This window comes from Flavobacterium akiainvivens, from assembly GCF_001278115.1.
In the GTDB taxonomy this organism is placed as follows: Bacteria; Bacteroidota; Bacteroidia; order Flavobacteriales; family Flavobacteriaceae; genus Flavobacterium; species Flavobacterium akiainvivens.
In genome coordinates, this window is sequence record NZ_LIYD01000005.1 from 4,503,447 (window position 1) to 4,521,259 (window position 17,813).

Consider the following 17,813-nt stretch of genomic DNA (forward strand, 5'->3'; position numbering starts at 1 on the left):
CGTCTATACAGATAATTTAAAATGGGTTACGGCCTTGTTTTACTCTTTGTATCAAATCATTAATATAGCTTGATAAAGAGTTTGTTATAGGGTAAATACCTAAATTTTCTACATAATATTGAGCCTGATATACAGGTGGGTCATTGCCTTCATCGAGATATATGAACAAAAACTGATCGTTTCCATTATATGTATCAATAGCATAAAATGGGCGGTTTATATTTTGATTGGTATCTTTAAGTTCTTCTCTAACAAATTCCTGCATTTTTTTTGGGGTGTCTTCTATTCCATAATCTAATACGTAGCAAAAGTTACCGGCTAAATACATTAATTCCCTTAAAGCATGAGGAAAAATTTTACCATCATTAAACAAAACTTCAAGTTCAGTTATTTCAGATTCCGGGATAGGACTATTAAATGAATAACCGTCAGTAGGATTCTCTTGTAATTTATTTAAGTGTTTGATTTCCATAGCTAAAACGGATTACGGCCTTGTTTTGTACGCTCAATTGAAACTGAAATATATTCTGATATGGTGTAAGACAGCGCTTTTATCCAATTTGTTTTATCAAAATAACGGGCTATATATACAATTGGGTCGTCTCCCTGATTTAAATACACAAATAAGAACTGCGAGCCTCCATAAATGTCAATTACCAAATAGGGGTCGGTGATTTCTTTATTTTCCTCCATAAGAATTTGCCTTACATAGTCCTGCAATTCTCGTTGCGAATCATGCGTGCCGTATTCCAATACATAACAAAGGTCGCCGGCTAAAAATAAAAGTTCTTTTAAAGCGAGCGGAAACTGTTTCCCATCATTATAAAGTTGTTCAAGTCGACTAATCTCTGATTCAGTCAATGGTTTATTGATAATACCTGGATATCCATACATTTTCGGATTCTCCTGTAATTCCTTTAAGTGTTTAATTTCCATAACATTATTACTTAAAACCATTCAAAACCGTCACAACCGTTTGCACCTCTTCGTCAGTCAGTACCGGGCTTATGGGCAGGCTCAGTACCTCGCGGTGTATAGCCTCGGTAATGGGTAGCGAAAGATGCGCAAACTCCTTATACGCCTCCTGGTGGTGTATGGGTAAGGGGTAGTGTATTAGTGTTTGTATGCCGTTATCAGCCAGGTGCTGTTGCAGCCTGTCGCGTTCTGCCGCGCGGATGACGTAGATGTGCCACACGTGCTCTTTGCCATCTTCCGGCATCTGCGAAAGCGTAATAAGCGGGTTGGTAATATTCCTTGAATAATATTTGGCAATCTCCCGGCGGCGGGTGTTTTCAGCATCAAGGAAGTGCAGTTTTTCGTCTAAAACGGCGGCCTGCATTTCATCCAGCCTTGAATTAAGTCCCTTGTATTGATTGACATACTTTTGCGCCGAACCATAATTAGCCAGTGCGCGTATGGTTTTGGCTAAAGTTTCATCATTAGTAGTAACGCCGCCTGCATCGCCCAGCGCACCCAGGTTTTTGCCGGGGTAAAAGCTAAAACCGGCGGCATGGCCTAAATTGCCGGTTTTTACACCCTGCCATTCGGCACCAATGGCCTGCGCGTTGTCTTCAATAATTTTTAGGTTGTGCTTTTCGGCCAAAGCTATCAAATCTTCGCTAAATACCACGCGGCCGTACAGGTGTACTACCATTATGGCTTTTGTGCGGGGTGTAATGGCGGCCTCAATCTTAGAAATATCTATGTTGAAAGTAACTTCATCAGGCTCTACAAAAACGGGCACAAGGTTGTTGTCTGTTACCGCCAGTACCGATGCTATGTAGGTATTGGCGGGTACAATAACTTCGTCGCCCTCCTGCATGATGCCCAGCTCTATGTATGCCTTAAAAATAAGGCGCAGGGCATCGAGGCCGTTAGCCACGCCTATGGCATGGCTGCAGCCAATATATTGCGCCAGGTTAGCCTCAAACTCCTTAACCTCGTTGCCCAAAAGGTACCACCCGCTGCGGAATGCTTTCAGCAAACGGGCTTCTATCTGCTCCTGGTGCAGCATGTTTATTTTTTGCAGGTCGAGGAATTTTATCATGGCTTACAGTATTGAGTTATACACGTCAAGGTATTGCTGTGCGGCATCGTTCCAGTTAAAGCGGGCTGCCTGTTGCTTGTAGGCATCTATATAAAAATCAGGCCTGTTGTGGTAGGCTTCAAGCCCGGCAAGGAACACCTTAGCCATATATTCGGGCGCAAAATCATCCCAGTAAAAGGCATTAGGGCCGCCTACTTCGGGCAATGATGCCCTGTTTGCCAAAAATATGGGCCTTCCAAACGTCATGGCTTCAATGGGCGGCAGGCCAAAGCCTTCGGCCTTAGAGGGCAGTGCAAAGGCGGCACAGTTTTTCATAAAATACTGCTTGCCGGTATTGCTTACCTTTCCGTTAAGGAACACGCGGTTGCCCAGCCCAAGGGTGTCTATAGCCAGCCTTACCTCTTCGGCATAAGCACGTTGGTTATTGCCCGAAATAATAAGGTTGTAGCCCGGCAGGTGCGGCATCATTTTAACCAGCGATACAAAGTTTTTCTTTTCCAGAAAATCGCCCAGGCTGTAAATGTAGGGCGCGTCAACCGGTACATCGGGCACGTAGCTGTCGGTATTTTCAAGGCTGGTAACGGGGTTTCCGTTGTAAATTACATACTCCGGCACATTGGGCACCCTAAAAAACTCGTGGGTGTGCCTTTTGGCATATTCAGATATGTAGGTAATGGCCGTGGCGCGTTCCAGTTTTTCGCGAAACAGGTGGGTTCTCTTACCGCATAAATCGGCCGGAGCCATATCGTCGGCAAAATTAACGTCGTGCACGGTTAGTAAATACTTACTCACGCGGCGGGGCTCTATCTTGGTATTCTGGTTTAGCGAATGCCAAAGGTCGTGACTATCCCTTACCCTAAACTGTGGGTAACGGCTAAAACCAAACACTTTTTTGTACTTAAAAGCACTGCCAAACTCGGCTTTTAGCTGGGCGGGCTTGTAGGTACATAGTTTAATATCAAGGCCTGACAAATCTTTTTTTGCCATTGCCGTGAGGAGGCTGTGGTTAAATACACCAAAGCCCGTGGTGGGGTTTTTTATGTTGTGGGCTTCCAGTATTATTTTTTTCGCCATAGGTGTTTTTAGATGTTAATTGTTGTTTAGTAGGTACTTATGTTTTATGTAGAAATTAATTGTTGCCGTAAAAATAGCGCAATTATTTAAAGTAGGTGCTAAATATGTACTTTTGTAAAAATTATAACAGCTAATGAACCATACCCTACATCCTGATTTTGCAGCACAAACGCAGGCCGTGGAGGATATCATTCACAATTTTGATACTACAGGCACCTTGTTTGTAAAGGGCAGGCGCAACACCATAAAAACCTTTCAGCTTGGCGCTATTACGGCTAATGTAAAGGCTTTTAGGGTGCCCAACCTTATAAACACCATAGCTTACCGTTTTTTCAGGAAAAGCAAAGCCAGGCGCTCTTATGAGTATGCATCTGTACTGCTGGATAAGGGTATAGGCACGCCGCAGCCCATTGCTTATTTTGAGAATTTTGGTGCGCTGGGGCTAAAAGACAGCTACTATGTAAGCCAGCACCTTTCGCCCGATTTAACCTACCGTGAGCTGGTGGAAGTGCCCAGCTGGCCCGACCATGAAAACATACTGCGCCAGTTTACCCGCTTTTGCTTTTTGCTGCACGAAAAAGGGGTGGAGTTTAAAGACCATTCGCCGGGTAATACACTGATTGTAAATAACGGCAACGGTACCTACAGTTTCTTTTTGGTAGACCTTAACCGCATGGCGTTTCACGACAGCATGGGTTTTGACCTGCGCATGGAAAACCTGAAGCGCTTAACGCCAAAGGAAGAAATGGTGCGTATTATGAGCAATGAATATGCTAAGTTGTATACTAAACCCGAGGCTGAGGTATTTGAAAGCCTTTGGCATAAAACAAGCGAATTTCAGCGAAAATTCTGGCGTAAGCGCAGGATGAAAAAAAAGCTGAAGTTTTGGAAGAGATAAAATTTGTTTAAGGTTTCAGGTTTAAAGTTTCAGGTTGCCATCCGGAACGTATCTGAATCTATTGTTGCGCAGGCTGAAGTAAATCTGAAATCTAAAATCTTAATTCTGAAATATAGTGAGAGCATCTGTAATAATGAGTACCTATAATGCTGAGGCATGGCTTGAAAAAGTAATATGGGGCTTTAGTGTGCAAACCGAGCAGGATTTTGAGATTATTATTGCCGATGACGGCAGCGGCCCAGCTACTAAGGAACTTTTAGACCGCCTGGCACCGCAGCTGCCCATGCCGCTTGTGCACGTGTGGCAGGAAGACAACGGTTTCCAGAAAACACAGATACTTAATAAGGCTATTGTGGCTTCTAAATCAGACTACCTGATTTTTACTGATGGCGACTGCATTCCCCGGGCTGATTTTGTGGCTACGCACCTTAACAGGAGGGAGCAGGGGTGTTTTTTATCAGGTGGGTATTTTAAGCTGCCCATGGCTACATCTCAGGCTATTACAAAAGAAGATATACTGCAGCAAAACTGTTTTAACGTGGCCTGGCTTAAGCAAAACGGTCTGGGTAATGTAAAGACATCAAAGCTTACGGCAAGCGGCTTTAAAGCAAGGTTGCTTAATGCCATTACCCCAACAAAGGCTACGTGGAACGGGCACAATGCTTCGGCTTATAAAAGCGAGCTTGTGGCGGTAAATGGTTTTGATACCCAAATGCAGTATGGTGGTGAAGACCGCGAGCTGGGCGAACGCCTGTTTAACAAGGGGCTTAAGAGCAAACAAATTCGCTACAGCGCCATTTGTGTGCACCTTGACCATGCACGTGGCTATGTAAACGATGCTGCCTGGCAAAAAAACAATGCCATACGTAAATATACTAAAGACCACAAGGTGGTAAAAACCCTTACGGGGATAGAGAATTTGTAGTGTGAAATTCCAAAAGACAAGTACCAAAAGGCAAATAACAAATTCCAAATCACAAGCACCAAAAGACAAAAAACAAATTCCAAATCACAAATAGCAACTGGTTCTTAACCTCTTAGCGTTTGTAATTTGAGATTTGTCTTTTGGAATTTTAAATGATTTGTTTTTTTGAATTTAAGCCTGTATGTTTTCCTTTATGAAGGTAACAAGCTGGCTGCTAAAAAGTTCTGTTTTCAGCATTTTGTAATACTCGTGTGCCCTGCCTTTAAACTCTTTTGGGTGCTGGCCCTTATACAGTTCAGGGTAATAATCCTGAAGGTGTACTGCCACGTGGGTGTGGCCGTCTGCCAGCATATTCCACGATGTTTTGTTAATCCACGGAGAGAATACGGTAAATGTAGGTACGCCCAGTGCCTTAGCCATATTTACAGCCCCGCCCTCATTGCCTATAAGCGCTGTGCATTGCGATAGTATAGCCAAAAACTCACGCAGGTCAGACGTGTATAAATCCTGCCTTATTCGCTGCTGTGTTTCGGGCTTACAGGCGTTGTATATTTCCATTGCCATATCGTGCTGGCGCGGCATATAGTTTAATACAAGCTCTGCATTGCTGTTTTGGGCAACCAGGTCTATAGTGGCGGCCATTTCGGCGGCAGGCATGCTTTTAATGGCATCGCTGCCCAGTGTGCTTATCATTACCAGAGGTGTGCCCGGTGTTCTGGTGGCAAGCTTGTCTACGGCATATTGCGACTGCTTTTCAGACAGGTATATTTTTGGGAAGGTAACCGGATAATTTGCGCCGGTAAGCGCCTCAGCCAGCTGCATGCGGTGCACCAGTGCAGAATCCTGTATGCGCCAGTCGGCATCTATGGTTTTGTCATAAAAAAACGAAGTATACCATTTTTTTAGCCCAATGCGTGTTTTAGCCTTGGAAACCAGTGTTATAATACCGCTTTCCCATTTATTGTACACGTCTATAACGGCATCATATTTCTGGCGGCGTATACCAAAGGCAAACTTTATAAGCTTCCACCTGCTGTGGCGGGTTTCTTCGTCAAAAATAACAAGCTGGTCTATATTTGGGTTGTTTTCTACCACAGGAGCGGTAAAACCATACACCATATATTCTATTTGCGATAGGGGGAAGCTTTGCTTAAGGGCATTGCATATAATGCTGCTTGCCAGCACATCGCCTATCATTTTTTGCTGAATTACCAGTATTTTGCGCGGGGTTTTGTTCATTTCGCGCAGGTACACATAGCGCATATAAACGTGGTAGCCCAGTATGCGTGCTATATCATAACCGCGGCGGCCGTTAGTAAAGCCCAGCTTAATAATATAATCTTTAAAAAACCTGAAGGCCGGCCTTACGGTAAAGTGGAAAATGTTGGTTTTAACACCTTCCATATACAGCTCTTTGGCCTTTAGCCTTGAGTACTGTAGCCTTTTTTGCAAAAAGTCTTCGCGGTTTTTAAACGAGTAGTGCAGTATGGCGTTTTTAAGCACGCGGCTTTTGCCGTTTATAACCAGCTGCTCGTGCACCAGCTTTTGCGAGTAGCGGCACTTGCTTTTGCGGAAAACACGCGCGGTGCGGTCTTCGTTAAAGTTATTGTTGCGCACGGCCTCTTCCTTATAATAAAAAAGGCGTTTTACCCACAGTGCCACCTCTTCGGGGCGGGTGTTGATGAGGTTTACAATTTCGGCGGTGCCTTTTTCGGTAAGGCGCTCGTCGGCATCAAAAAAGGCCACCCAGTCGTTTTCGGCCAGGTCTAAGGTAAAGTTGCGCTGGCTCGAAAAATCGTCAAAAACACGCTGGTACAGGCGCACGTGCGGATATTCGGACTGAATAATTTCAACCGTTCCGTCTGTACTAAACGAGTCTACCACCACAATTTCATCTGCAAACGCCATGTTTTGCAAATACTCGCGAATGTTATCTTTTTCGTTATAAATAATGGCAAGCGCCGAAATTTTTACAGGAGTATCACCCATCAACTTTTTATTAAACCGCTACATCATATTCGCGCAGGGCGTTGTTTAGCGAGGTCTTTAAATCAGTTGAAGGTTTGCGTTTGCCAATAATAAGTGCACACGGCACCTGATATTCGCCTGCGGCAAATTTTTTGGTATAGCTGCCCGGTATTACCACGCTGCGTGCCGGCACAATGCCTTTCATTTCTACAGGGGTATCTCCGGTAACGTCAATAATTTTTGTAGATGCGGTAAGGCACACGTTAGCACCCAGTACGGCTTCGGTTTCAACCCTAACACCTTCTACCACTATACAACGAGAGCCTATAAAAGCGCCGTCTTCTATAATAACAGGGGCTGCCTGTAGCGGCTCAAGCACGCCGCCTATGCCCACGCCACCGCTAAGGTGTACGTTTTTGCCTATTTGTGCGCAGCTGCCCACAGTAGCCCATGTGTCTACCATAGTGCCTTCGTCTACATAAGCGCCTATGTTTACATAGCTTGGCATAAGTATAACACCAGATGAGATATAAGCACCATGACGCGCCACGGCGTTAGGCACTACGCGTATTCCTTTTTCGGCATAATTGCGCTTAAGGGGCATTTTATCGTGATATTCAAAAATACCGGCCTCAAGGGTTTCCATTTTTTGGATTGGGAAGTACATAACCACCGCTTTTTTAACCCACTCGTTTACCTGCCATCCGCCTTCAACAGGCTGGGCAACACGTAGTTTACCTGCGTCTAAGAGTTCTATAACTTCGCGGATTGCGTTTGTGGTTTGCTCGTTTTGGAGTAACGACCTGTCTTCCCAGGCCTGCTCTATAATGGTTTGCAAAGTGCTCATTTCTTACTTTGGGTTTTGCGCAAAGATAATAAAGCAGGTAAATTATTGCTACCTTTATTCGGTAAATCACAAATTTAACACAGGCTTTAGACAGATAAAACATAATGAAAGATAACTTTTCTGCACAGGCAAAGGGCTATGCACAGTACCGGCCCACATATCCGGAGGAAATGATTAAATCTATAGCATCGTTACCCGCCATGCGCATCAGGGCGCTTGATGTTGCCACCGGAAACGGACAGGTAGCTGTGGCGCTGGCAAAGTATTTTGACAAGGTATATGCTATTGATATCAGCGAAAAACAGCTGCAGCAGGCGCCACAGGTAAGTAATGTTTCTTACAGCGTGCAGCCTGCCGAGCTGACCAATTTTCCTGACCGCCATTTTGACCTGATAACCGTGGCACAGGCCATACACTGGTTTGATTTTGGCGCTTTTTATAAAGAGGCACACCGCCTGCTTAAAACCCGTGGTGTGCTGGCGGTTATGGGTTATGGCAATATAAAAACCAACCCGCACAGCGATGCCGTTATACAACGCCTGTATAAAGAAATTGTAGGTCCGTACTGGGATGCCGAGCGCCGCTATGTTGATGAAAACTATGAAACCATACCTTTTGAGATGATGGAAGAAGAGGCGCCCGGTGGTTTTGAAAACCGCTTTACCTGGAGCTTTGAGCAGCTTACAGGCTACCTGAACACCTGGAGCGCAGTGCAGCATTATATAAAGGCTAACGGCACAAACCCGGTTGACCTGATAAAAGATGAACTTAAAAAAAGCTGGGCACAAAATGATGGCAACGTTGTTTTTCCGCTATTTTTGCGCGTAGGACGGGTGTATAGGTATGACTGATTTTTACCTGTTCCTGAATAAGTAAGACAAACAAATCACTACATAAATAAACTAAAAATGAAACTACGATTTATAATGGCTGCGGCGCTTGCCACGGCAATAATGAGCTGTAAGAACGATGCTAAGCCATCTGACGCTAAAACAGACAGCACCGGTGCAAAGACTGAAACTACCGCCGATGGTGGAACCGAAGCAGCTGCCCCTGTGGCGGGTGATGCCATAACCGAGACTGCTGACGGAAAAATACTGATGAGGCTTAACTATCCTAAAGGGTTTAAGCAACAGCTTACTTATAATATGGATATGATTTTGGGCAGCGTAATGAAAAACAAAGTTACCATGTACCTGGATATGGAAGTGGTTTCGGTAACGGGCGGTGCAAAGCCTGTGTATGGCCTTAAGGGTGCAATAACCGGCATGACTATGGACAGCGATGCTATGGGGCAGAAGATAAAGTATGACTCATCTAAAAAAGCGGCTAACATGACACCCCAGGAGCAGGCTATGGACAAGCAGCTAAGGGAGGTTATAGGCCAGCCTATTACGGTATCTGTTGATAATACCGGCAAGGTAGTAGGTAAAATGGAGTTTAAAAGCAAGGACGGCCTTACGCAAAACGAGCCTTTTGATATGAAAAACCTGCAAATGTCGTTCCCTGAGAAACCGGTGGGCGTGGGCGATACCTGGACAGAAGATGTTGAAATGAAAAACCTGGGCGGTACGGTTAAAAATACCTATACCGTAAAACAGATTACCGATAATGATGTTACCATAGCGCTGGTTACGGTAGTGCCTAAAACCCCTTCTACAGGAAAAGATACAAAGCTGGCCGGCAGCTACACCCTTGACCGCAAAACGGGCATGGTGCTAAAAGGCGGCATTAAAGGCGATATGACCCAACAGGGTATGGATGCTACCATAGATATGTCTTTTACAGGCAAAAGGGTTAAGTAATTTGTTTCAGGCTTCAGGTTTAAAGTTTCAGGTTCTGTACGGCTGAGTGGAAACTTTAAACCTGAAACCTGAAACCTGAAACAAAAAAAATGAGGATTCTTGCCATAGATTACGGACTTAAGCGCACCGGTATTGCGGTAACCGATGAGCTGCAAATGATTGCCAGCGGGCTTTCTACGGTAGAAAGCCCCAGGGCCATTGCGTTTTTACGCGATTATTTCGCAAAGGAAAAAGTGGGGGAGGTGCTTGTAGGCGAACCCAGGCAAATGAATGGCCTGCCCAGCGAAAGCACGCCTATTATAGAGGCTTTTGTTGCTAAATTCAGGGAAGCATTTCCGGAAATGAAGCTGGTTAGGGTAGACGAGCGCTTTACCAGTAAGATGGCTTTTAACAGCATGATAGCCGGCGGGCTTAAAAAAAAGCAACGCCAGAACAAAGCTCTTATTGATGAAATTTCGGCAACAATACTGCTTCAGGATTATTTACTTCAAAAAAATAACTTAAAATAATTGATTTTTTAATAAAAATGCAATTCCCTGCATATTGGTATTGCATTTTTAGTAAGTTTTACGCGTTTACAATGTAAATTTGCATACTCAACTACACTACAAATGTCCACAGCTGTAAATAAAGAGCACGAAGTTGTTCTTATTGGCGCGGGTATAATGAGCGCCACCCTGGGCATGTTCCTTAAAGAACTGATGCCCCATGTTACGATAAAAATCTACGAAAGGCTTGATGTGGCTGCTGCCGAAAGCAGCGATGCCTGGAACAATGCCGGCACGGGCCACAGCGCTTTTTGCGAGCTTAACTACACGCCCGAAAAGCCCGATGGCAGTATTGATACCGGTAAAGCGGTTAAAATTGCCGAATGGTTTGAGCAGTCTAAGCAATTTTGGGCTTACCTGGTAGAGCAAAACCTTATATCTAACCCCGGCGATTTTGTGCGCAGCATCCCTCACATGAGTTTTGTGTGGGGCGAAAACAATGTGGAGTACCTTAAAAAAAGGCACGAAGCACTGCAAAAATTTGCCCTTTTTAACGGTATGGAATACAGCGAAGACCCGGCTACTATTAAAGAGTGGATGCCGCTGGTTATGCAGGGCCGTAAAGAAGGAGAGGCTATTGCCGCAACCAACATGCCTATAGGTACAGATGTTAACTTTGGCGAGCTTACCCGTGATATGTTTGCATGGCTGGGCAAGCAGCCCAATGTAGAGCTGCATTTTGGCCATGAGGTAACAAACATTCGCCGTAGCCGTGGTGGCAGCAACAAGTGGAAGCTTAAGATAAAAGACCTTAAAACGGGCCAAAAGGTAAGGGTATATGCCAATTTCCTATTTATTGGCGCCGGTGGCGGTTCGCTACACCTGCTTGAAAAGGCGGGTATACCGGAGGGCGACGGCTTTGGCGGTTTTCCGGTAAGCGGGCAGTGGCTTAAGTGTGTAAACCCTGAAATTATAGAAAAACACAATGCCAAGGTGTACGGAAAAGCATCGGTAGGTGCGCCGCCTATGTCGGTTCCTCACGTTGATACGCGTATGATAAATGGCAAGAAAGAGCTGTTGTTTGGCCCTTATGCGGGTTTTAGCACCAAGTTCTTAAAGCAGGGCTCTTATTTAGACCTTCCTACGTCTATACGCCTTAATAATATTAAGCCTATGCTTAGCGCAGGCTACCACAACATGAGCCTTACCAAGTATCTTATACAGCAGGTAACACAAAGCCGCGAAGACAGGCTTGAGGCGCTTAAGGAGTACCTTCCGGATGCAAAGATGGAAGACTGGGTACTGGAAACAGCCGGGCAGCGTGTGCAGGTTATTAAGCGCGATGAAAAGCAGGGCGGCAAGCTGGAGTTTGGTACTGAGGTTATAAACAGTGCCGACGGTACACTGGCTGTGTTGCTGGGTGCTTCGCCGGGTGCAAGTACCGCGGTAAGCATTATGCTTGAGCTTATGGAGCGTTGCTATGCAGAAGAAATAAAGAGCGAGGCATGGCAGCAAAAACTGCGCACCATGATACCATCTTATGGCAAGCAGCTTAACAATGAGCCTGAACTCCTGGCAAAAGTGCGCGAGCACAGTGATAAGATGCTGGGACTTAAGAGTTTGGTGTAAATCAGAACTTAGAAATTAGAAGTCAGAATTAACTTCACTCGGGATTGACGTAGCTTTTTTCAGGTACTGTCTTTGCGAGGAGGAACGACGAAGCAATCTTATGTAGAAGATGAGATAAAAAATACAAAACCCGTTGGATTTTTCAGCGGGTTTTTTTTATATTTGGGGTAACCAATCTCCCTTATTATGAAACGTTTACTTACCTTCGCACTCCTTTTTGTACTACCTGTTAGTGCCATGGCCCAGCCGGAAAAAGACGCCCTGCTTAAAAGGGACCATGATTCTATACAGGAAGTAGTAAAACTAATGTACTACCTTGACCAGAAAGCCATGCACCTTATCACTATGGAAGTGGCCGATAAACAGCGTATTGATGCTGATTTTAAGGCTTTTTACAACGATAGTATTGTGGCCGGCAACCCAACAAAACTTGATATTGGCGATTATATAGGGTATCGCAACGGCAAGCACCCTAAAAACGCTGAGAAGTTTTTAGGAAAGGTATTTGATAAGAATGCTCAGGGATTACTCGAGCTATCGCAGATTTATGGATATTTGTCTACATCAAGGATTAAATTTAAAGTTGAGCCTAACAAATTGTTGAACCCAATTCAGTTTGCTATTCGCACTAATGAGTACGACTACAAATTGAACAAAGTTTTTGACAAAGAGCTTAAGAAAGGTAATATGCCTGAAAGGGACTTTGCATTTTTTCTAACGGTTAAGAAAGGGGAGATATCTGATTCTGATATTGACGCACTCGAAAACCTTGGGATGAAAATGAATAAGAAAGAGTAAAACGATAGATAAAAATAACTATAGTTTTTGTCTATTGAAAATTCAGGATTTACACTTTGGTTTTCAATCTCAAACTCCAATTGTGAAATATTAAGCATTTTATATATTTTGGTAAGCGCATTTACTGGTATTGCAGCGGGGTAATTTTTCACATCAAATTATACCAAAAGTGAAGAATTGATAAAATCTATGGCTGCGGTATTTTTAGTAAAAGTGTAAAATCAGCACACATTATATTGGGTTTTTTTCTGTTTGCATACTATTATGCGGTGTTTAGTAGTAATAATTGTGTAAATTGCAGTGCTAATCCAAACACATCTCATGAACCGAATTTTAACCTCAGTTCTGGTCCTTACCCTGGTGGGGTGCTCAGGCCAGAATGGACTCACTAAAAAGGCCGATGCTGCCCTTAAAACCGCTGTAAATCAGTATACTTACCTTTCAGCCCAGGTTGAACCCGGGCAATATCCTAAAACATTTGAACATAACAAGCTGGAAACCAGTGATTCCGGCTGGTGGTGCAGTGGGTTTTACCCCGGTACATTGCTGTATCTTGATGAAGCCCAAAACGCCCCAGAACTTAAAAAAGAAGCGCTTGAGTTTTTAAAAGACCTTGAAAAAGAGCAGTTTAACACCACAACGCACGATCTTGGCTTTATGATGTACTGTAGTTTTGGCAACGCCGAAAGGCTTAGCCCGGACACGGAATATGAAGCCATACTGATGAAGAGTGCGCAGTCGCTTTCGTCGCGCTATAATCCTGTTGCTAAGGTAATTAAGTCGTGGGATCCGGCTCCCTGGAACGGTGCAGACCCTAACGAAATGCCGGTTATTATAGATAATATGATGAACCTTGAGCTGCTGTTTTGGGCAGCAAGGCACAGCGGCGACAGCAGGTATTATCAAATGGCTGTAAATCATGCAGATACAACACTTAAATACCATTTCAGGTCGGATTACAGTTCGTTTCACGTAGTAGTATATGATACAGCTACCGGCCAGGTAACCAGGCAGATAACCAACCAGGGCGCTGCTGATGGCTCATCGTGGGCAAGAGGACAATCCTGGGGGCTTTACGGCTATACGGTTATGTATCGTGAAACAAAAGATAAGAAGTATCTTGTTCAGGCTCAAAACATTGCAGATTATATACTGGCAAATTTACCCAAAGATAAAGTGCCGTATTGGGACTACCAGGCTCCCGGAATACCCCACGCTTTGAGGGATTCATCGGCTGCGGCGGTAACGGCATCGGCACTGCTTGAATTACAGCAATATGTTGATAAAGAGACTGCTGCGCGCTACACCCTTGAGGCTAATGCCATGCTTGAAACGTTGCTTAAACCTGATTATCTTGCTGATAATAAGCAAAATGGATGTTTTATTCTTAAGCATGGGGTGGGTAATATGCCTAAGAACTCTGAGGTAGATGTACCACTTACCTATGGCGACTATTATTTTGTTGAAGCTTTAATGCGCTATAAAAAGCTTAAAGGCTGATAGTTAGTAGATTATTTATAGAAAGCCCTGCCTTTTAGGTAGGGCTTTTTGCTTTTAGGATGTTTATAATATCATATTTATAAGCGAAATTGTGAAATTTCTAAACAATTTAACCATTTGCAATAAACAATTACGTTGTAGGTAGTGAATTGCTGCAATTTATATTGTTTGCTTCACATAATTAACATATTTTTAGGCCAAATATAATTTTTGTAATGATTAAAAGATTACTGCTGATTATCAGTTTTTTAGCATTCTACAGTAATGCATTTTCAAGCGAATCTGCTTCAAAAATGCCTGTTGCCCCCCCTAATGATGATTGTGCCAATGCTACGGTACTTACGGTTAATGCCGGTACTGCGTGTACAAGTAGTGCAACTGTTTCATTTACAGCTGCTACAGCTTCTGCCGGTGTACCCGCGGCAACCTGCGCCCTGCCTACAGCCAGCGCCCAGGATGTTTGGTACCAGTTTACGGCAACAGCCAGTGTGCACAGTATAGGGCTATCCGGTTTTACGGGCACTGCCCAACCGGTTGTAATGTCTTTATACCAAGGAGGTTGCAGCAGTCTTGAGCAGCTTTTTTGTAGTGCCAATAACGTTATAATTGCTAATAACCTTACTATAGGCCAAACGTATCTGGTACGCTTATATTTTAACCTTGCAAGCCCCGGTCTTTCAACAAGTTTCAATATTTGTGTTACTACACCACCACCGTCAAGTAACCTTGACTGTAGTATAAACACTATTAACTACAGCTTTGAAACTCCTACCCCTTTAACCGGCGGAAATGGCCCTACTTTTATCAATCATAATACCGTACAGGGCTGGAGGACAACTGCTAACGACCAGGTAATGGAGTACTGGCCGTCACCATCTTATGAGGGTGTAAGCGCTTACCAGGGTACGCAATATATTGAGCTTAACGCTAATGCTAACCAGGGTACAATGGGTGTGTATCAGGATTTTAGCACACCGCAGCCCACTATTTTTACCGTTAAGTTTGCCCACCGCGGCAGGATGGGTACCGATACCTGTAAACTGCTTGCAGGCCCTCCGGGAGGTCCTTATGATGAGGTATATACAGCTATGACAAGCAACACGGCGTGGGTATACCACGGCCAGGCTCCAATGACGGCTATTACATATACCGTTCCTGATGACCAGCCTATTACACGATTTTATTTTCAGGCGGTTTCAACAGCTACGGGAGATACCAGCGTAGGTAACTTCCTGGATGCCATTAGTTTTACTGCAACAAATATAATCCTTACGCCAAACCCTTCTTACATGGTTTGTGGCGAACTTTCAATGGATATTTCAGCTACCGGTTTTGGTACCTGGACGGCCCACGCCGATAACCCTTCTCCTGTAACCATTGCCGACCCAACTTCTCAAAGTACTACACTTTCTAACTTTGGCGAGCCGGGTACATACTATTTTGACTGGGGTACAGAGAACTGTATCAGTACATTAGAGGTTACTTTTACGGGCCCTGAGCCTGATACACCTGCGGTTACAAACGTTACGTACTGCCAGGGGCAAACCGCTGAGCCATTGCAGGCAGTTATTGATGAGGGCAATACACAAACCTGGTATTTTGCCGGAAATATGTATGACAGCCCGCCAACACCAAGTACGGCTACTTTAGGCACACTTACCTATTATGTAAGCCAAACGTCACCTAATGGTTGCGAGAGTATACCTGGGCCAATAACAGTAACCATCAGTACACCAGGACCTTCTGTAACCGGTTTTACACTTCCGGCCGCTGTTTGTACAGGTACTCCTAATGTGCAGCCTACACTTGCATCGGGCTTTACTACAGGAGGTACATTCAGTTCAACCACCGGGTTGGATATTGACGCTGCAACCGGCGAAATTGATTTAACAACCAGTACGCCGGGCACTTATACTGTTACGTATACTTATGCACCACAGGCAGGTAACTGCCTTACTGCAGGCAGTAGTACTGCTACTATTATCATAAATGCCGCCCCTGAACTGGTTGAGCCTGATGGTCTTGAAACCTGTGACGATAACTTTGACGGCTTTGCTGTTTTTAACCTTACTACAGCAGGTAACCAGGCAATTAACGGCCAAACCGGATTGACTGTTACCTATCACGATAACCTTGATAATGCGCAAACAGGAAACAGCCCTATTGATACACCAACGGCCTACCTTTCTGAAGTAGCAAATACACAAACGGTTTACATCAGGGCTATACAGGCCGGTACTACCACAAACTGTTATTCGGTTGAAGAAGTGGTGCTTACGGTACACCCAAGGCCTGCTGTTCCGGTAATTGAAGATTATATTTTGTGTGATGACCCTGCCACAACAGGTAATGTTGCTACGTTTGATTTAACTACTAAGTCTGATGAAGCTACAGGCGGTGTAACAGGTGTAACTGTTACTTATTATAACAGCGAGGCTGATGCACAGTCTGATACCGATGCTATTGATACTCCTGATGATTATACCAATACTGCTTCGCCTGAAACTATATGGGTAAGGCTTGAAAATGAATTTGGGTGTATAACGGTGTCGTCTTTTGATTTGATAGTTAACCCGTTACCGGTAATCAACACTTCGCTCGAACCTTTCCGTGAATGTGAAGAAGCAACCGGGCAGGGGGTATTCAACCTTACAAATATTGCCTCTGAAGTTGTAAACGGGGCATCGGGTTATACCGTTACATTCTATGCTACACAAAATGAGGCAGATGCAGGCGATGTTGCTGATGCTTTACCGGCTTCTTACACCACAATAAGCACTACTGTTTATGCGCGTATTGTAAACAATACTACACAGTGTACCACTACCACTCCTGTTGAACTTGAGGTAGTTGCTGCGCCTGAACTAATTGCTGCCACACCGCTTGAAGCCTGTGACGGTAATAACGATGGTTTTGCGGTATTTAACCTTACACCGGCTGGTAACGAGGTTGTTAACGGACAAATCGGACTGTTGGTAACCTACCACGAAACGGCTGACGATGCCCAGTTTGGAGATAATGATTTAAGTGCAGGTCAGATTGCTGCTTATAATAGCGTAAGCCAGAATATATACATACGTGTGGTGCAGCAAGGTACAACAGATGAGTGTGCTTCTGTAGCGGTAGTACAGTTGATAGTACACGAAACGCCTGAGATCCCTTCCTTAACTCCCTACATTCTTTGCGACGACAACAACTCGCCAGACGGAGTTGAGATTTTTGACCTGACTACTAAGAACGGCGAGGCTACGTCAGACCCTGATGCAGAGGTAAGCTGGTATGCTACAGAAGGCGATGCCATTGCCGGCACAAGCCCGTTGGCCGATGCCACGGCACACGAGAGTGCCACGGGCGAGGTTTGGGTACGCGTAGAGAACGGCTTTGGCTGTTCAGATGTGGCGGTGCTGCAGCTGGTAGTAAACCCGCTACCTGTAATTGCGCAGAACATGGACCCGTTCTATGCGTGTGAAGACACCCCTGGGGTAGGCCTTTTTGATTTTGACGAGATCGACCCTGTAATCACGCAGGGCGCGGCAGGCTATTCGGTAGCGTACTATGCCACGATGGAAGATGCCGTAGCCGGCGCTGATGACAACTATTTAGTGTCGCCTTACGCCTCACCAAATGCCACAATCTATGCGAGGGTAGAAGACGTAGCTACCGGTTGTACGATTATCAGCCCTGTAACGTTAGAAGTACTGCCTGCACCAATCGCCCCTGAATTAGCCGCCCTTGAAGAGTGCGACCCTAACAACGACGGCTTTGCGGTATTCAACCTGAGCAGCACAATAGCGTTTATCGAGTCGGCACTGGGCGGCACGGTAACGGTAACGG

15 protein-coding genes are annotated in these 17,813 nt (G+C 44.7%); 9 read left to right on the forward strand and 6 right to left on the reverse strand.

Going from position 1 to position 17,813, the window contains the following annotated elements:
• Positions 1-16: 16 nt before the first annotated feature.
• The 4 genes from AM279_RS20340 to AM279_RS20355 are packed head-to-tail and all read right to left on the reverse strand — an operon-like array spanning position 17 to position 3,121.
• The gene (locus AM279_RS20340) at positions 17-472 is read right to left on the reverse strand and encodes a hypothetical protein (RefSeq protein WP_054409989.1); all 456 of its coding nucleotides are present in this window, start codon (positions 470-472) and stop codon (positions 17-19) included.
• 2 nt (positions 473-474) lie between these two features.
• On the reverse strand, positions 475-936 hold the full coding sequence (locus AM279_RS20345) for an SMI1/KNR4 family protein (protein ID WP_054409990.1): 462 nt from the start codon (positions 934-936) through the stop codon (positions 475-477).
• A 7-nt stretch (positions 937-943) separates the two neighbouring features.
• On the reverse strand, positions 944-2,047 hold the full coding sequence (locus AM279_RS20350; protein WP_054409991.1) for a DegT/DnrJ/EryC1/StrS family aminotransferase: 1,104 nt from the start codon (positions 2,045-2,047) through the stop codon (positions 944-946).
• 3 nt (positions 2,048-2,050) lie between these two features.
• Positions 2,051-3,121 (reverse strand): glycosyltransferase family 4 protein, encoded by a 1,071-nt coding sequence (locus tag AM279_RS20355; RefSeq protein WP_054409993.1) that lies wholly within the window; start codon positions 3,119-3,121, stop codon positions 2,051-2,053.
• A gap of 133 nt (positions 3,122-3,254) precedes the next feature.
• Here AM279_RS20355 and AM279_RS20360 point away from each other — a divergent pair, with 133 nt between their 5' ends.
• Together AM279_RS20360 and AM279_RS20365 are read left to right on the forward strand one after the other, a co-directional pair.
• Positions 3,255-4,019: a hypothetical protein gene (locus AM279_RS20360; RefSeq protein WP_054409994.1), complete on the forward strand. Its 765-nt coding sequence runs from the start codon at positions 3,255-3,257 to the stop codon at positions 4,017-4,019.
• Between the two features lie 133 nt (positions 4,020-4,152).
• A complete protein-coding gene (locus tag AM279_RS20365; protein WP_054409996.1) occupies positions 4,153-4,944 on the forward strand; it encodes a glycosyltransferase family 2 protein in 792 nt (263 codons plus the stop codon).
• Between the two features lie 171 nt (positions 4,945-5,115).
• Here the strand turns inward: AM279_RS20365 and AM279_RS20370 are convergent, their stop codons facing one another.
• Together AM279_RS20370 and AM279_RS20375 are read right to left on the reverse strand one after the other, a co-directional pair.
• Positions 5,116-6,933: a glycosyltransferase family 9 protein gene (locus AM279_RS20370; protein ID WP_054409998.1), complete on the reverse strand. Its 1,818-nt coding sequence runs from the start codon at positions 6,931-6,933 to the stop codon at positions 5,116-5,118.
• Positions 6,934-6,943: 10 nt separating this feature from the next.
• A complete protein-coding gene (locus AM279_RS20375; protein WP_054409999.1) occupies positions 6,944-7,759 on the reverse strand; it encodes a 2,3,4,5-tetrahydropyridine-2,6-dicarboxylate N-succinyltransferase in 816 nt (271 codons plus the stop codon).
• A gap of 104 nt (positions 7,760-7,863) precedes the next feature.
• On the opposite strand from AM279_RS20375, the gene AM279_RS20380 reads away from it, so the two are divergent.
• The 7 genes from AM279_RS20380 to AM279_RS20410 form a co-directional block, all read left to right on the forward strand.
• Positions 7,864-8,610: a class I SAM-dependent methyltransferase gene (locus AM279_RS20380; protein ID WP_054410000.1), complete on the forward strand. Its 747-nt coding sequence runs from the start codon at positions 7,864-7,866 to the stop codon at positions 8,608-8,610.
• A gap of 57 nt (positions 8,611-8,667) precedes the next feature.
• Positions 8,668-9,564: a DUF6263 family protein gene (locus tag AM279_RS20385; RefSeq protein ID WP_143090437.1), complete on the forward strand. Its 897-nt coding sequence runs from the start codon at positions 8,668-8,670 to the stop codon at positions 9,562-9,564.
• Positions 9,565-9,653: 89 nt separating this feature from the next.
• Positions 9,654-10,073, forward strand: a complete 420-nt coding sequence (gene ruvX, locus AM279_RS20390) for a Holliday junction resolvase RuvX (RefSeq protein ID WP_054410003.1) — start codon at positions 9,654-9,656, stop codon at positions 10,071-10,073.
• 39 nt (positions 10,074-10,112) lie between these two features.
• Positions 10,113-11,681 carry a malate:quinone oxidoreductase gene (locus tag AM279_RS20395; RefSeq protein ID WP_262494147.1) on the forward strand — a complete coding sequence of 523 codons (1,569 nt, stop codon included), beginning with the start codon at positions 10,113-10,115 and terminating at the stop codon, positions 11,679-11,681.
• A 186-nt stretch (positions 11,682-11,867) separates the two neighbouring features.
• Positions 11,868-12,479 (forward strand): hypothetical protein, encoded by a 612-nt coding sequence (locus tag AM279_RS20400; RefSeq protein ID WP_054410008.1) that lies wholly within the window; start codon positions 11,868-11,870, stop codon positions 12,477-12,479.
• Positions 12,480-12,800: 321 nt separating this feature from the next.
• Positions 12,801-13,979 (forward strand): AGE family epimerase/isomerase, encoded by a 1,179-nt coding sequence (locus AM279_RS20405; protein ID WP_054410010.1) that lies wholly within the window; start codon positions 12,801-12,803, stop codon positions 13,977-13,979.
• 215 nt (positions 13,980-14,194) lie between these two features.
• On the forward strand, positions 14,195-17,813 hold a 3,619-nt coding region (locus tag AM279_RS20410; protein WP_449403932.1), incomplete at its 3' end, for an immunoglobulin domain-containing protein.

What these genes read in the sequence shown, in the direction of transcription:
- AM279_RS20340 (WP_054409989.1), bottom strand. Translation starts at nt 472, where the DNA reads ATGGAAATCAAACACTTAAATAAATTACAAGAGAATCCTACTGACGGT.
- AM279_RS20345 (WP_054409990.1), bottom strand. Translation starts at nt 936, where the DNA reads ATGGAAATTAAACACTTAAAGGAATTACAGGAGAATCCGAAAATGTAT.
- AM279_RS20350 (WP_054409991.1), bottom strand. Translation starts at nt 2,047, where the DNA reads ATGATAAAATTCCTCGACCTGCAAAAAATAAACATGCTGCACCAGGAG.
- AM279_RS20355 (WP_054409993.1), bottom strand. Translation starts at nt 3,121, where the DNA reads ATGGCGAAAAAAATAATACTGGAAGCCCACAACATAAAAAACCCCACC.
- AM279_RS20360 (WP_054409994.1), top strand. Translation starts at nt 3,255, where the DNA reads ATGAACCATACCCTACATCCTGATTTTGCAGCACAAACGCAGGCCGTG.
- AM279_RS20365 (WP_054409996.1), top strand. Translation starts at nt 4,153, where the DNA reads ATGAGTACCTATAATGCTGAGGCATGGCTTGAAAAAGTAATATGGGGC.
- AM279_RS20370 (WP_054409998.1), bottom strand. Translation starts at nt 6,933, where the DNA reads ATGGGTGATACTCCTGTAAAAATTTCGGCGCTTGCCATTATTTATAAC.
- AM279_RS20375 (WP_054409999.1), bottom strand. Translation starts at nt 7,759, where the DNA reads ATGAGCACTTTGCAAACCATTATAGAGCAGGCCTGGGAAGACAGGTCG.
- AM279_RS20380 (WP_054410000.1), top strand. Translation starts at nt 7,864, where the DNA reads ATGAAAGATAACTTTTCTGCACAGGCAAAGGGCTATGCACAGTACCGG.
- AM279_RS20385 (WP_143090437.1), top strand. Translation starts at nt 8,668, where the DNA reads ATGAAACTACGATTTATAATGGCTGCGGCGCTTGCCACGGCAATAATG.
- ruvX (WP_054410003.1), top strand. Translation starts at nt 9,654, where the DNA reads ATGAGGATTCTTGCCATAGATTACGGACTTAAGCGCACCGGTATTGCG.
- AM279_RS20400 (WP_054410008.1), top strand. Translation starts at nt 11,868, where the DNA reads ATGAAACGTTTACTTACCTTCGCACTCCTTTTTGTACTACCTGTTAGT.
- AM279_RS20405 (WP_054410010.1), top strand. Translation starts at nt 12,801, where the DNA reads ATGAACCGAATTTTAACCTCAGTTCTGGTCCTTACCCTGGTGGGGTGC.